This is a genomic window from Roseomonas sp. CAU 1739 (genome assembly GCF_039839775.1).
GTDB lineage: Bacteria > Pseudomonadota > Alphaproteobacteria > Acetobacterales > Acetobacteraceae > Neoroseomonas.
This window is the reverse complement of record NZ_JBDOQQ010000001.1, coordinates 156,247-169,381: the sequence shown is the minus strand read 5'-3', so window position 1 is coordinate 169,381 and position 13,135 is coordinate 156,247. Positions and strand designations below refer to the sequence as shown.

Genomic DNA, 13,135 nt, shown 5'->3' with positions numbered 1-13,135 from the left:
CTTGCGGCGCCGGGCGCCGGCCCGGCCGACATGCGCCGATCCTGCCGCGGCGGTGTCGGGTTACGCCGGGCCGCTGCCCGGCCGGCCCAGCAGCCAGCCTTGCAGCGCGTCGCAGCCGGCCAGCCGCAGGGCGCGCATCTGCTCGGCGGTCTCCACTGCCTCTGCGACCGTGGTGGCACCCAGCGCATGGACCATGTCCACCACGGCCGCGACGGCGGCCCGCGTGCGCCCGGCCTCCGGCCCGCTGCGGTCGAGCCCTTCGGTCAATTGCGGGTCGAGCTTCACCGCGCTGAACGGGATGTCGCGCAGCACCCGTGCGGAACCGAGCGCACCGCCGAAATCATCCAGCGCCACGGCAATGCCGGACTCGCGCAGGCCCGCCGCCAGGTCACGCGCCGCCGCAAGGCCACGCACCACCGCCGCCTCGGGCAATTCGATCGACAGCGCGCGCGGGTCGACGCCGGAGACCTCGAGCGCCGCCCGGATCATGGGTGCGGCATGGCCGGCGAGAATCCCCGCGGTCGAGACATTCACGGCGAGATAGGGACCACCGGCCCGCCAGCCGGCGCGCAGGCGAAAAGCCGACACCAGCACCCAGGCCTCGAGCGCGACCTCTCGCCCGACCGCCGCCGCCGCCGCCAGGACCTCGGCCGCACCGAGCGGGCCGTGGTCGGGATGCTCCCAGCGCAGCAGCGCCTCGTAGCCCACAGGGGCGAGGCTGGTAGCCGCGCAGATCGGCTGGAGGTCGAGCCGCAGCCCCGCACCTCCCTGAGCCAGCGCCTCGGCGAGTTGCCCGCCCAGGGCGACCGGCGACATGTCGCTCGCTGCCCGTGCCGTCATGCCGTCCATGCGCGCCCTGCTCCCTCACCGGGCGCCCATCAGGCAGCGCAGGTCGTTAACAGGCCGTTTGCCCCGGCGGGGTCAGCATGTCGTCCAGTGCGGCGGTTCCGGAATGAAACGCCCGCGCGCGCCATTCGTGCCACGGGCAATGCGCGATAGGCCGAGCCAGCACATCGCGGCCAGACGGGCCGCCGCCCGCCGTCCTAAGAACTCATACCAACCGATCGAGTCAGTGCCTCGATCCGGGAGCGCACGGCGCGACCGCGCCCAGACCGCCGGCGGCATTCAACGCACCAGCGCAGGGCGCGAAGGCAAGGCGGCCGGATGGCCGCCGCCCGCCGTCTGAGGGACGCAAACCAACGGATCGAGGCAGTGCCTCGATCCGGGAGCGCACGGCGCGACCGCGCCCAGACCGCCGGCGGCATTCAACGCAACAGCGCAGGGCGCGAAGGCAAGGCGGCCGGATGGCCGCCGCCCACCGTCTGAGGGACGCAAAAAACCCAGCAACGGCGGCCATCCGGCCGCCGTTGCGTCACTCAGCCGACGATCTCGGTGCCGGCGAAGAAATAGGCGATCTCGACGGCCGCATTCTCCGCGCTGTCGGAGCCGTGCACGGAATTCGCCTCGATGCTCTCGGCGAACAGCTTGCGGATGGTGCCCTCATCGGCATTGGCCGGGTTGGTGGCGCCCATCAGCTCGCGGTTCTTCGCCACGGCGTTCTCGCCTTCCAGCACCTGCACCACGACGGGGCCGGAGACCATGAAGTCCACCAGGTCGTTGTAGAACGGGCGGGCAGCATGGACTTCGTAGAACTTCTTCGCATGGGCCCGGGACATCCACACGCGCTTCTGCGCAACGATGCGCAGGCCGTTCTTCTCGAACACGGCGTTGATGGCGCCGGTCAGGTTGCGGCGGGTCGCGTCGGGCTTGATGATGGAGAAGGTGCGCTCGATGGCCATGGTGGCTGTCCTCGGGATTCTTGTGGGATCGCGGGGCGCATAGACGCGGCGCGGCGCTTCCGCAAGCCCGCGCGGGCCGCGCCGGGACAGCCAACGCCGCGGATCCGGGCGCCATCGCGCCGGCAGGCACCCGGCGGCACGGGCGCCGGCCGGCGATTCCGCCCGGCACGGCGCAGCCCCATTGCCATCGCATGATGCGCTGCGGCGAGGCCTGTTCTACAACCCGGCCGCCATGACCGTCCTTACCATCCGCGACCTGACCATCCGCATCGCCGGCCGGCCGCTGCTGGATGGTGCCAACCTGCAGATCGACGACGGCCGCAAGGTCGGCCTGGTCGGGCGCAATGGCGCAGGCAAATCCACCCTGCTGCGCGCCATCACCCGCGAATTGCAGCCCGATGGCGGGGAAATCCGCCTCGCCGCCCGCGCCCGCATGGCCCATGTCGCGCAGGAAGCGCCCGGTGGCGACGAATGCCTGCTCGAAGTCGTGCTGGCCGCCGACACCGAACGCGCTGGCCTGCTGGCCGAGGCGGACAGCCACCCCGACCCCGCACGCCTCGCCGAAATCCATGACCGGCTGATCGGCATCCGGGCCGACAGCGCGCCGGCCCGCGCCGGGGCGATCCTGTCGGGCCTCGGCTTCGATGCGGCGGCGCAGGCGCGGCCGTCGCGCGAATTCTCCGGCGGCTGGCGGATGCGCGTGGCACTCGCCCGCGCGCTGTTCGTCGAGCCCGAATTGCTGTTGCTGGACGAACCGACCAACCACCTCGACCTCGAAGCGACGATGTGGCTCGAAGGTTGGCTGTCGCGTTTCCCCGGTGCGGCCATCGTGGTCAGCCATGATCGCGGCCTGCTGGAACGCTGCGTCGATTCGATCGCGCATCTCGATCGCGCCGCCATCACGCTGTATCAGGGCAACTTCGCCAATTTCGTCCGCATACGCGCCGAACGCATGGCGCAGCAGGCGGCGGCGAATGTCCGCATCGCCGCCGAACGCGCGCATATCCAGTCCTTCGTGGATCGCTTCCGCGCCAAGGCGACCAAGGCGCGCCAGGCGCAATCCCGCCTCAAGGCGCTGGAACGCCTGCCGCCGATCGAAGCCGTGGTCGAGGACCATCCGGTCCGCTTCGCCTTCCCCGCCCCCGAGGAACTCGCCCCACCGATCCTGTCATTGACCGGCTGCTCGGTCGGCTATGGCGGGCCACCAATCCTGCGCAACCTGACCCTGCGCCTGGACCAGGACGACCGCATCGCGTTGCTGGGTGCGAACGGCAACGGAAAGTCGACGCTGGCGAAGCTGCTCGCCGGCCGGCTGCAGCCCGAAGGCGGCACGTATTTCCGCAACCGCGCGCTGCGCGTCGGCTACTTCGCGCAGCACCAGGCGGAAGAACTCGACCTTGCCGGCACGCCGCTCACCCACATGCAGGCGGCGTTGCCCAAGGCGACCGAGACGCAGTGCCGGTCGCAGCTGGCCCGCTTCGGGCTCGATGCCGATCGCGCCGACAACCGCATCACCGCGCTGTCGGGCGGGGAGAAGGCGCGGCTGCTGCTGGCGCTGACGACACGTGACGCGCCGCAGTTGCTCATCCTCGACGAACCGACCAACCACCTCGACATCGATGCGCGCGAGGCGCTGGTGAAAGCGCTGGCGGACTACCAGGGTGCGGTGGTGCTGATCACCCACGACCCGCATCTGGTGGAACTCGCCGCCGACCGGCTGTGGTTGGTCGCCGACGGCGCGGTCAACGGCTTCGACGGCGACCTCGACGACTACCGCGCGCTGCTCGCCGAACGTGTCCGCGGCGGCGCGGGGCGGGGCGAAGCCGGCGGTGCACGCGCCGGGGCGCGCCGCGAACGCGCCGGCACGCGCGTTGCCACCGCCCCGCTGCGCGCCCGGCTCAAGGAGGTGGAAGCCGCCTTGGAACGGCTCGCGCGCGAGGATGCGCTGATCGAGAAGCGCCTGTCCGACCCGGCGACCTATGCCCGATTCAAGCCCGAGGACATCACCTGGGCCAATACCCGCCGCGCCGCCATCGCCAAGGACGTAGCGGCGCTGGAGGAGGAGTGGCTGGAACTCTCGGCGCAGCTCGACGCGGCGTAGGGCCGCTTTCGCTCCGCAGCGCCGCACTCAGCGCGGCTTGCGCGGTTCCTTCGCGGCAACGCGCACGATGTCCTCGTCCAGGGTGCGTCGCATGAAGGTCGGCCAGAGCGCGCGTCCGGTGGACGGCTCCGGCGCGACATCCCGCGGCATTGAGGTCCGGGCGGCCTGCTGGGCCGGCCGAGGCGGTTCGATGCGGTCCATCAAGCCCTCCTCCACGCTGAATACCGAAAGCCTAGGCCGTCGCGTCGCCGAAATTCAACGAACGGTTTGGTTACAAGTGCATGCCGCTGCTGGACCCGCGGCGCGCGATGCGCCAACAGGGCACGAAGTCCGGCGCGCCCGCGCCATACCGGAGGAAACCGCAATGATCCGCCGCCGCGCGCTGCTCGCCGCCCCCATCGCCGCCCTGCCCGCCATCGCGCGGGCACAAGCCTGGCCGTCGCGGCCGGTGCGCATCGTCCTCGCCTATCCGCCGGGCGGGTCGACCGATGTGCTGGCCCGCACACTCGCCGCCGCCGTGCAGGATGCGATTCCCGGCAGCACCTTCGTGGTGGACAACCGCCCGGGCGGTGCCGCGGTGGTCGGCACCCAGGCCGTCGCGACCGCCGCGCCGGACGGCTACACGCTGTCACTCGGCAACAACCAGACGCATGCGGCCAACGCCGCCATGCTGCCCACCCTGCCCTACGACCCGATCGCGGATTTCGCGCCGATCGCGCGGCTCGCCGCCGTGCATCACGCGCTGGTCGTGCCGGCCAACGGCCCACGCACCCTCGCCGAGCTCGCCGCCAAGGGGAAGAACGGCGGGCGCGTCACCTATGCCTCCTCCGGCGCCGGTTCCGCCAGTCACGTCATCGCCGAGACCTTCGTCCGCCGCGAAGGCATGAACGCCACGCACATTCCCTATCGCGGCGGCGCGCAGGCAACGACGGACACCGTCTCGGGCACCGTTGATTTCTTCGTCTCGACCTGGCCGCAGGTGGTGTCACTGGTGAAGGATGGCCGCCTGCGCGCGCTGGGCATCGGCGCGCCGGCGCGGCTGCCGGACGTGCCCGACGTGCCGACCTTCGCCGAGCTCAATGCTTCCGACCTCGCGGTCGATGCCTGGTTCGGGCTTTGGGCGCCGGCACGCACGCCGGCGGACATCGTCTCGCGGCTGTCCGAAGCCATGAATTCCATCCTGGCGCAGCCCGCGATGGTCGAACGGCTCAACGGCCAAGGCTTCGTCGCGGCACCGATGTCGGCCGATGCCTTCGCGGCGTTCCAGCGGGAGGAAGTCGCACGCTGGCGGCGGCTGGTGGAACTGACGGGGATTCGCCTGGAAGGGTGAAGCCGGAAAGGGCAGTGGTGATTGGAGAGGGGCGCTGCCCCTCTCCAAACCTCTCCCCGCCAGGGGCCTGCGGGCCCCTGGACCGCGAGATTTTGGCGCCGGGCATGGGCGGCCCGCAGGCACGACGGTGCCCGATTCAAGCACAGCACTCGTAGGTCATCCAGGGTCCCGTGCACGGCGCCTCCGTCCTCGCCTGAAGCACCTGCCCTGCCCGACACCAAGTCGAGGTTTCCAAAGGCCTTAAGCCTTTGGTGGGGTGGCTTGGAGGGGCAAAGCCACTCCAGCCTTCCCGTTAAAATGCGCGCCCTACTCCGCCGCCGCCGGCTCCGCCTTCCGCATCACGCCGCCCGCCAGCACCGGCCAGCGCGCGCAGGCGAACAGGAAGCCCGCCATCATCGCATAGGCGAGTGCAACACCCGGCGTGACGGCAAACCCCACTGCCGGCCCATGCATGAACCCGAAGAAGGTCAGCACCGCCCCAGCGCCGGCGAAGGCCGCGGCGTTGATCCAGTCCTTCTCGATCACGAAGACCGCGATGGCAGCGAGAATCAGGCCGGACAGGATCGCGCCCTCGCCGAGCACCTCTAGCCCCGGATACAGCACGCCGAGCGTCGCGAGCTTGTCCATACCCACTGCGTGCGCGTTGGTTCCAGCCGCGCCCAGCGCGCCATCGATCAGCGTCTTCGCCCAGGCCGCGAGATGCGGCACCAGCCCCAGCACCACCGCCGGCGCATGCGACTTCGGCGTCTCCTGGAATGCCTGTGCGCCGATCAGCATGCCGATGTAGAGCAGGATCGGCGAGATCGCGACGACCGGGATGAGGTCCAGCAGCAGCGACACCACGCCAAGCCAGGTCACCACCAGCACGGCCAACCCGGTCGCCGCGGAATACCCGATCCGCCCGCCCATCGCCTTCCAGCCGGGATGGCCGATGTAGACGGCGTTGATGAAGGGGTTGCCCATCATGCAGCCGACCAGGCTGACCACGCCATCCGCCGTCAGCACGCGCGTGGTCGGGAATTCGTCCCCCGCGACCTCGGCGCTCTCCACATTGTCCATCGCCTCGACCAGGTCGTAGATGCCGAAGGGAATGGCCGTCACCAGGATGATGCCGAGGTATTCGAAGCCGCCGAACACATGGTCGAAGGCCGGCACGGGCACCGAGAAGCCGATATTGGCCAGCCCCGAGAACAGCGCATCCACGCTGCGCCCGCCGGTGCCGATGCCGAACAGCGCGGCCAGCCATCCGACCGCCATGCCGAAGGCGATCGCCACCAGCCCCGCCGGCGTGCCGCGCGGATAGCGCAGGCCCCCGAACCACGACGCCAGCACGATGGCGAAGCAGGCGAGGCCGATCGCCGGCGTCATGAACATCTCGAGCGCCGGACGCATCGAGATGAATGTGATCGACACGCCGGCGAGCGTACCGAGCAGCGCCGCCCGCGGCGTGATCCGCCGGATGTAGGGTGCCACGAACCCGCCCGCCATCAGGATGAAGGACTGGATGAAGACCCAGGTGAGCCCCGCCTCCCAACCCTTGATCGGGTCGCCTGTCCGCTGCGCGATCGGCAGCATGATGACCAGCACGACGACGAACATGTGCGGCACCGAAATGCCCGACGGCAGCGCGCAGACATCGCTGCGCCCCGTCCGCGTCGCCAGCCGGTACGCGAGGTACGCGTAGTACCAGGTGGACAGCGCCATCATCAGCCCGGCCGCCGGCAGGATGCGCCCGAAGACGATCTCCGGCGGCAGGTTCAGCACGAAGCGCAGCAGCCCCGTCAGCACCAGCAGATTGACCAGGATGTTCGTGCCGAAGCCGAACAGCGCGTTCCAATCCCCCGGCGTCCAAAGCGCGGGTCTGGCCGTGGTGGTCGTCATGCCCTGTCCCTTTCCTGCGAGGCGTTCAGCGCCGCGACGGCGCGCGTGGTGTCGGTGACCCAGCCGAAGATCCCGCCCTGCGCGCTGACCATCGCCAGCGCCGCGGCATGGAAGTCCGGGAAGTAGGACGCGCAGGCATCGCCCAGCACCGCGCAGCGGAAGCCGCGGTCATTCGCTTCGCGCACGGTGGTGTGGACGCAGACCTCGGTGGTCACGCCGGCGACCAGCAGTGCCTCGACGCCGCGATGGCGCAGCATGGGTTCCAGTTCGGTGGCGTAGAAGGCGCCCTTGCCGGGCTTGTCGATCACCGGTTCGCCGGCGATCGGCGCGAGCGCAGCAACGATCTCGTGCCCCGGCTCCCCGCGCACCAGAATGCGGCCCATCGGCCCCGGATCGCCGATCCGCTTGGAAGGCGCCCCGCGCGCGATCTTGGCCGGCGGCGCATCCGACAAATCCGGCCGGTGCCCTTCCCGCGTGTGGATCACCAGCATCCCGGCGACGCGTGCGGCATCCAGCATCGCCCGGCACGGCCCGATCGCCGCGGCCAGCAGCGAGACATCGTTGCCCAGCGTCTCCCCAAACCCGCCCGGCTCCAGGAAGTCGCGCTGCATATCGATGATCACCAGCGCGGTGCGCGCGGGATCGAGCGCGAAATCCGAAGGCTCGGCAGGAATGGCGATCGGCATGCGGCGCGCCCTCGCAATGGGATGGGCGGTCGTCATGCAAGCGCCGTGCAACTGTATGCGTGGCTGTATGCAGCGGGCGGACGATGCTGCGCTGCGTCAGGCGGGTGCAATCAGCGGTCGCCTTGCCGTTTTTGAGGGCGCGGAGGGCGAAATTGGGATATAGGAATTTGATCCAAGAGGATCGATGCGCGTGGTGCACGGAGAGGGGCGTCGCCCCTCTCCGAACCTCTCCCCACCAAAGGACAAAGGGCCTTTGGAAACCTCAACCTGGCGTCGGGACACCAAGGCGGCCAACCGAAGGCCGAGACTGGAGGACACAGGGATGGCCTATGCGATCAAGGCCAGGATCGGCGATCCGCAGGCACGGAGCTTCGCCTTCACCGCACAGAAGACGATGTACGGCGGCAGGCATATCGCGGAAGGCGACACCATCTTCGTCTTCGCGAGCGAGAAGGACGGCGGCCAAGGCCTGATAGCCCGCGGCATCGTCACCACCGCCGAACCGGTCGCGAAGCAGCACGGCATCGCCAGGCAGACACCCCGAGTGAGCGTCATCATCGGATCGACGGCACCCGCGCGGCGGTCACTGAGGCGGATTGATCTGCGGCCTTTCACCGACTGGAATGACGGCAAGCCCGAGACCGAGTTGAACTTCAAATTCTACCGCCAGGCGACGGACAAGATCATTGGCCTGTCGAGTGACGCAGCGGCGTTCCTCGACAGTTTCTTCTAGAGCATGCTGCCTTCGCATGCGCTCACGCCACATGCTCCAGCCTATTGTTTTGAGAGCATCTTCGCGCGTCCAGATGATTCCATCCGAACGCGATCGGCTCTCGCAACCCGGCCCCCTGCGCCATGGCATCGCGGCCGCATCTCCCCAGGCCCTCGCCCGCCCTGGACACCCCCGCGCCGGCAATGCCTAGACTGCGCGTAACGACAGGCGGGCGCCGCCCCGCATGGAGGAAACCATCATCAAGCTCGTCAGCTTCCTCGCGCGCCGCGCCGACATGACGGCCGAGGCCTTCCACGCGCACTGGGAACAGGTCCGCGCCCCGCTGTGGCGCGACCTGCCCGGCCTGCGTGGCTACGTCATCAACATCCCGCTCGAAACCCATTCGCGCAGCGACGTCGCGCAGCTCGACATGGAACCGATCGATGGCATCGAACAGCTCTGGTTCGATGACGCCGCCGCCTGCGCTGCTGCCATGACATCCGCCGGCGCGGATCATCGCCGCACCGATGCCGCGTCCTTCATCGGCGCCAGCCGCTGCTTCATCACCGAGGAATCCTGGCACGTCCCGCTGTCGGCCGCCCCCCGACCCGGCGTCAAATCCTTCACCGCCATCCAGCGTCGCGGCGACGCCACGCCCGGGGCCTTCCAGCGCGCTTGGCGCGAGGTCCATGGCCCCATGGCCGCGACCGTCCCGCTGCTGCGCGGCTTCGTGCAGTCGGGCATCCTCGGCGAACTGCCCCAAGACGGCATCCCCGCCCTGCGAATGGCCCTTCCGCTGGACGGCATCGCCGAGAGCTGGTGCGACGACATGGCCGCCCGCCGCGCGATGGTCGTCTCGCCCGAGGCGCAACACTGGTTCGCCGACGGGGCAACCTTCCTCGGACAGGTAAAGACCATCCTGCTGCGGGAAGTCATGGTGCGGGAGCCACCCCGATAACGTAGATCATTCCTGAAAATCTGAAGCGCTTCGGCGTGATGCCTGGCCAACGCTCCGGCGGCCCGATGCCCCGCCACGGGCGGCGAGCGAACCGCGTGACCACGCCCAACCCGCACGCCCCCGCAGCAACGCTCGGCGCGCAAGCCAACCGAGCCCATGCATGCGCCGGCGCCGGAGGCAGTACGCGGGCTCCAGCGGTCCATGCCACGGACCGTTGGGCTCACCGCGGCGCCGCCGCCCGCGCCAACCGATCGTTGATCGCCGCCCCCAGCCCGTCCATCGGCACCGGCATCACCGCGATGCGCGACAGCCCGAGCCGCGCCCCTTCGGCATCCAGCCAGCGCAACCCCGCGAACAGCCGCGTCGCCGCTTGCCGCAGGTCGTATCCTTCCGACATCTGCCACACCGCTCCCGCACCCGGCAGCGGCGGCCCGAAGGCGAGCAGCGCCTCATCCGCCGCGACGCCGTGCGCATCAAGCCGCACCGGCAGCGCGGGCGCGTAATGCGACAGCATCATCCCCGGCGAGCGCAGGCTGCGCGACGCCTCGGCGGCGGCAAGCGGGATCGGGCGGGCAACCGGGCCGATCACCGCCTCGATCGCCTCGACCGGCACGCCGCCATGGCGCAGCAGCGCGGCTCCGCCGGCGGCAAGGTCCAGCACCGTGCTCTCCACACCCACGGCGCAGGGCCCGCCGTCCAGCACCGCGGCGATACGCCCCGACAGGCCATCCAGCACATGCTCCGGCGTGGTCGGGCTGACCTGGCCGGAACGGTTCGCCGAAGGCCCCGCCACCGGCACTGCCGCCGCGCGCAGCAGCGCCAGCGCCAGGGGATGCGCCGGCACGCGCACCGCCAGCGTGTCGAGCCCCGCCCCGGCCAGCAGGTCGATCCGACAGTCGGGCCGGCGCGGCAGCACCAGGGTCAGCGGCCCGGGCCAGAAGGCCTCCGCCAAGGCGCGGGCGCGGGCATCCGGCAGCACCTCGGCGAAGGCCGCCCCGGCATCGGGGAAGTGGCAGATCAGCGGATTGAAATGGGGGCGGCCCTTGGCCTCGAACACACCGGCGACGGCGCGCCCGTTCCGCGCATCGGCGCCGAGGCCATAGACCGTCTCGGTCGGGAAGGCGACGAGGTCCCCCGCGCGCAGCAGGGCGGCGGCGCGCTCGACCGCCTCGGGCGGCAGGCGCTCGGTCACGCCGGGCGGCCCTCGCAGATGAAGGGCGGATTGGCCCAGCTCGGCTTGCGGTACAGCAGCGGCCCGCCGCCTTCGAACAGCCGCAGCGTCCCGCCGGCGGCCTCCAGCACCGCCTGGGGTGCGGCGGTGTCCCATTCCATCGTCCGCCCGAAGCGCGGATACAGGTCGGCGCTGCCCTCGGCGACGCGGCAGAATTTCTCGGCCGAGCCGATGTTCACGATGCGCGCGACCCGACGACCCTCAAGGAAGCGTCCCATCCGCGGATCGTCCTGGTAGTGGTGGCTGCCCATCACGACCAGGCCCTCGGCAGGCACCGCGCGAACGCTGATCGGCCGCGTGCCGGCGGCGTCGCGCTTCCACGCGCCCAGGCCGACGCGGCCCCAGAACACCTCCCCCGTCGCCGGGATGGCGACGGCGCCGAGCACCGCGCGGCCGCCCTCGACCAGGCCGACATTGACCGCGAAATTGTCCCGCCCGGCGGCGAATTCCCGCGTGCCGTCCAGCGGATCCACCAGCCAGAAGCGCTGGCCCGGATCGGTCGGCGCGGTGCCGGCCTCGATCTCCTCCTCGGCGATCACCGGGATGTGCGGTGCGGCGGCGCGCAGGCCCTCGACGATCAGCGCCTCGGCGATGTGGTCGGCCTCGGTCACCGGGGATCGGTCGGTCTTGCGTTCCACCGCGAAGCCGGCGGCGCGTACGGCATTGATCGCCGCGGCGGCCTGGTCGGCCAGCCGGGTGGCGAGGGAAAGCAGCGCATCATCGTCCATGCCCCTGGGTGTGCCGCCGCCGCGCGGCCGGGACAAGGGCCGTCGCGGAGTGCCGGGGCGCCCCCCGCCCCTGGCCGGGCGCCCACCCGCTGCGTAATGTGCCGGTGACACACGCCGCAGCCACGGAGTCACCATGCCCGACATCGCCTTCGTGAAGCCCACCCTGCCCCGCGCCGGCGCCCTGGTCCTGCCGCTGGCCGAGGAGGCGCCCCTCGCGGGCCTCGCAGCCCAGGCTGACGAGGCCACCGGCGGGGCCATCGCGCGCGGGCTGGAGGCGGCGAAGTTCAAGGGTCGCAAGGGCCAGTCCGTGACGCTGTGGGCGCCTGGCGCGGGTCTGTCGAAGGTCGTTGCCATCGGCCTCGGCAAATCCTCCGACCTTCTCGCCATCGGCGCCGAGGCCGCCGGCGGATCGATTGCCGGCGCCGTGGCGCAGGAACGCGAGGCGGTGGTTGCCGCCGATGCGCTGACCCCGTCTCTCGCAGCAGCGATGGCCATGGGCGTTGCGCTGAAATCCTACCGCTTCGACCGCTACCGGACGAAGGAGAAGGAGGAGGACAAGCCGAAGGTCGAGCGTGTCGCCATCGCCGTTGCCGACGCCGCCAAGACGAAAGCCGCCTTCGCGCCGATGCAGGCCGTCACCGATGGCGTCTTCCTCACCCGCGACCTGGTGTCCGAGCCGCCCAACGTGCTGACGCCGGCCGAATGCGCCGACCGCTGCCGCGCGCTGACCAAGCTGGGCGTGGAGGTCGAGATCCTCGGGCCGAAGGAGATGAAAAAGCTCTGCTTCGGGGCGTTGCTGGGCGTGGCTCAGGGCAGCGTCCAGGAACCGCGCATGGTGGTGATGAAGTGGATGGGCGCGCCCAAGGGCAAGAAGGCCGCCAAGCCGCTCGCCTTCATCGGCAAGGGCGTGACCTTCGACACCGGTGGCATCTCCATCAAGCCCGCGGGCGGCATGGAGGACATGAAGTGGGACATGGCCGGCGCCGGCACCGTGATCGGGCTGATGGCGGCCCTCGCCGGGCGCAAGGCGAAGGCGGATGTGATCGGCCTCGTCGGCCTCGTCGAGAACATGCCTTCCGGCAATGCGCAGCGGCCGGGCGACGTGGTGACCTCGGCCTCTGGCCAGACCATCGAGGTGATCAACACGGACGCCGAAGGCCGTCTCGTCCTCGCCGACGTCATCCACTACTGCATCGAGAAATTCGACCCGCGCTTCATGGTCGACCTCGCCACGCTGACCGGGGCGATCATCATCGCGCTCGGCCATGAGCATGCGGGGCTGTTCAGCAACGACGACACGCTCGCCAGCCGCATCGAGGCCGCCGGCCGCACGACCGGCGAGGCCGCCTGGCGCATGCCGCTCGGCGATGCCTATGACAAGCAGATCCGCTCCGACATCGCCGACATGAAAAATGTCGGCGGGCGGCCGGGCGGGTCGATCACCGCCGCGCAGTTCATCCAGCGCTTCGTGCAGGGGCGGCCCTGGGCGCACCTGGACATCGCCGGCACGGCCTGGTCGGGCAAGGACCTGCCGACCGCGCCCAAGGGAGCCACCGCCTACGGCGTGCGGCTGCTCGATCGGCTGGTGGCGGAGCATTACGAGGGCTGAGCGCGATGATGGGCCGGCACGGTTGGACCAGAGAGGGGCTTTGCCCCTCTCCGGACCTCACCCCACCAAAGGCTTAAGGCCTTTGGAAACCTCATTTTGG

General features: G+C 70.5%; 12 protein-coding genes. 5 read left to right on the top strand and 7 right to left on the bottom strand.

The features are described 5' to 3' along the window. Positions 1 to 60: 60 nt before the first annotated feature. Together AAFN86_RS00770 and ndk are read right to left on the bottom strand one after the other, a co-directional pair. Positions 61 to 849 carry an EAL domain-containing protein gene (locus AAFN86_RS00770; protein ID WP_347541291.1) on the bottom strand — a complete coding sequence of 263 codons (789 nt, stop codon included), beginning with the start codon at positions 847 to 849 and terminating at the stop codon, positions 61 to 63. Between the two features lie 527 nt (positions 850 to 1,376). Then, positions 1,377 to 1,799 carry a nucleoside-diphosphate kinase gene (gene ndk / locus AAFN86_RS00765; RefSeq protein WP_347541290.1) on the bottom strand — a complete coding sequence of 141 codons (423 nt, stop codon included), beginning with the start codon at positions 1,797 to 1,799 and terminating at the stop codon, positions 1,377 to 1,379. Positions 1,800 to 2,031: 232 nt separating this feature from the next. Between ndk and AAFN86_RS00760 the strand changes: the two genes are divergently transcribed. Then, complete coding sequence (locus AAFN86_RS00760) at positions 2,032 to 3,900, top strand: ABC-F family ATP-binding cassette domain-containing protein (protein ID WP_347541289.1); 1,869 nt, start codon at positions 2,032 to 2,034, stop codon at positions 3,898 to 3,900. Positions 3,901 to 3,927: 27 nt separating this feature from the next. On the opposite strand, the gene AAFN86_RS00755 is transcribed toward AAFN86_RS00760, so the two are convergent. After that, positions 3,928 to 4,101, bottom strand: a complete 174-nt coding sequence (locus AAFN86_RS00755; protein WP_347541288.1) for a hypothetical protein — start codon at positions 4,099 to 4,101, stop codon at positions 3,928 to 3,930. 163 nt (positions 4,102 to 4,264) lie between these two features. Between AAFN86_RS00755 and AAFN86_RS00750 the strand changes: the two genes are divergently transcribed. Further along, entirely contained in the window at positions 4,265 to 5,230 is a 966-nt protein-coding gene (locus tag AAFN86_RS00750) for a tripartite tricarboxylate transporter substrate binding protein (protein ID WP_347541287.1), read from the top strand. A gap of 306 nt (positions 5,231 to 5,536) precedes the next feature. On the opposite strand, the gene AAFN86_RS00745 is transcribed toward AAFN86_RS00750, so the two are convergent. Both AAFN86_RS00745 and AAFN86_RS00740 read right to left on the bottom strand, forming a co-directional pair. Beyond that, positions 5,537 to 7,111, bottom strand: a complete 1,575-nt coding sequence (locus AAFN86_RS00745) for a hypothetical protein (RefSeq protein WP_347541286.1) — start codon at positions 7,109 to 7,111, stop codon at positions 5,537 to 5,539. Next, positions 7,108 to 7,797 (bottom strand): isochorismatase family cysteine hydrolase, encoded by a 690-nt coding sequence (locus AAFN86_RS00740; protein ID WP_347541285.1) that lies wholly within the window; start codon positions 7,795 to 7,797, stop codon positions 7,108 to 7,110. Before AAFN86_RS00740 ends, AAFN86_RS00745 begins: the two co-directional genes overlap by 4 nt. 322 nt (positions 7,798 to 8,119) lie before the next feature. On the opposite strand from AAFN86_RS00740, the gene AAFN86_RS00735 reads away from it, so the two are divergent. Both AAFN86_RS00735 and AAFN86_RS00730 read left to right on the top strand, forming a co-directional pair. Then, positions 8,120 to 8,530 carry a hypothetical protein gene (locus AAFN86_RS00735; protein WP_347541284.1) on the top strand — a complete coding sequence of 137 codons (411 nt, stop codon included), beginning with the start codon at positions 8,120 to 8,122 and terminating at the stop codon, positions 8,528 to 8,530. A 223-nt stretch (positions 8,531 to 8,753) separates the two neighbouring features. Beyond that, a complete protein-coding gene (locus AAFN86_RS00730) occupies positions 8,754 to 9,467 on the top strand; it encodes an EthD family reductase (RefSeq protein ID WP_347541283.1) in 714 nt (237 codons plus the stop codon). A gap of 220 nt (positions 9,468 to 9,687) precedes the next feature. Here AAFN86_RS00730 and AAFN86_RS00725 read toward each other — a convergent pair whose 3' ends face one another. Together AAFN86_RS00725 and cysQ are read right to left on the bottom strand one after the other, a co-directional pair. Next, positions 9,688 to 10,659 (bottom strand): L-threonylcarbamoyladenylate synthase, encoded by a 972-nt coding sequence (locus AAFN86_RS00725; protein ID WP_347541282.1) that lies wholly within the window; start codon positions 10,657 to 10,659, stop codon positions 9,688 to 9,690. Then, complete coding sequence (cysQ, locus tag AAFN86_RS00720) at positions 10,656 to 11,426, bottom strand: 3'(2'),5'-bisphosphate nucleotidase CysQ (protein WP_347541281.1); 771 nt, start codon at positions 11,424 to 11,426, stop codon at positions 10,656 to 10,658. The genes AAFN86_RS00725 and cysQ overlap by 4 nt, the downstream gene beginning before the upstream one ends. Before the next feature lie 133 nt (positions 11,427 to 11,559). Between cysQ and AAFN86_RS00715 the strand changes: the two genes are divergently transcribed. After that, positions 11,560 to 13,035, top strand: a complete 1,476-nt coding sequence (locus tag AAFN86_RS00715) for a leucyl aminopeptidase (protein ID WP_347541280.1) — start codon at positions 11,560 to 11,562, stop codon at positions 13,033 to 13,035. Positions 13,036 to 13,135: the final 100 nt, after the last annotated feature.

Coding starts and splice junctions, on each gene's coding strand:
- AAFN86_RS00770 (WP_347541291.1), bottom strand. CDS start 849: ATGGACGGCATGACGGCACGGGCAGCGAGCGACATGTCGCCGGTCGCC.
- ndk (WP_347541290.1), bottom strand. CDS start 1,799: ATGGCCATCGAGCGCACCTTCTCCATCATCAAGCCCGACGCGACCCGC.
- AAFN86_RS00760 (WP_347541289.1), top strand. CDS start 2,032: ATGACCGTCCTTACCATCCGCGACCTGACCATCCGCATCGCCGGCCGG.
- AAFN86_RS00755 (WP_347541288.1), bottom strand. CDS start 4,101: ATGGACCGCATCGAACCGCCTCGGCCGGCCCAGCAGGCCGCCCGGACC.
- AAFN86_RS00750 (WP_347541287.1), top strand. CDS start 4,265: ATGATCCGCCGCCGCGCGCTGCTCGCCGCCCCCATCGCCGCCCTGCCC.
- AAFN86_RS00745 (WP_347541286.1), bottom strand. CDS start 7,111: ATGACGACCACCACGGCCAGACCCGCGCTTTGGACGCCGGGGGATTGG.
- AAFN86_RS00740 (WP_347541285.1), bottom strand. CDS start 7,797: ATGCCGATCGCCATTCCTGCCGAGCCTTCGGATTTCGCGCTCGATCCC.
- AAFN86_RS00735 (WP_347541284.1), top strand. CDS start 8,120: ATGGCCTATGCGATCAAGGCCAGGATCGGCGATCCGCAGGCACGGAGC.
- AAFN86_RS00730 (WP_347541283.1), top strand. CDS start 8,754: ATGGAGGAAACCATCATCAAGCTCGTCAGCTTCCTCGCGCGCCGCGCC.
- cysQ (WP_347541281.1), bottom strand. CDS start 11,426: ATGGACGATGATGCGCTGCTTTCCCTCGCCACCCGGCTGGCCGACCAG.
- AAFN86_RS00715 (WP_347541280.1), top strand. CDS start 11,560: ATGCCCGACATCGCCTTCGTGAAGCCCACCCTGCCCCGCGCCGGCGCC.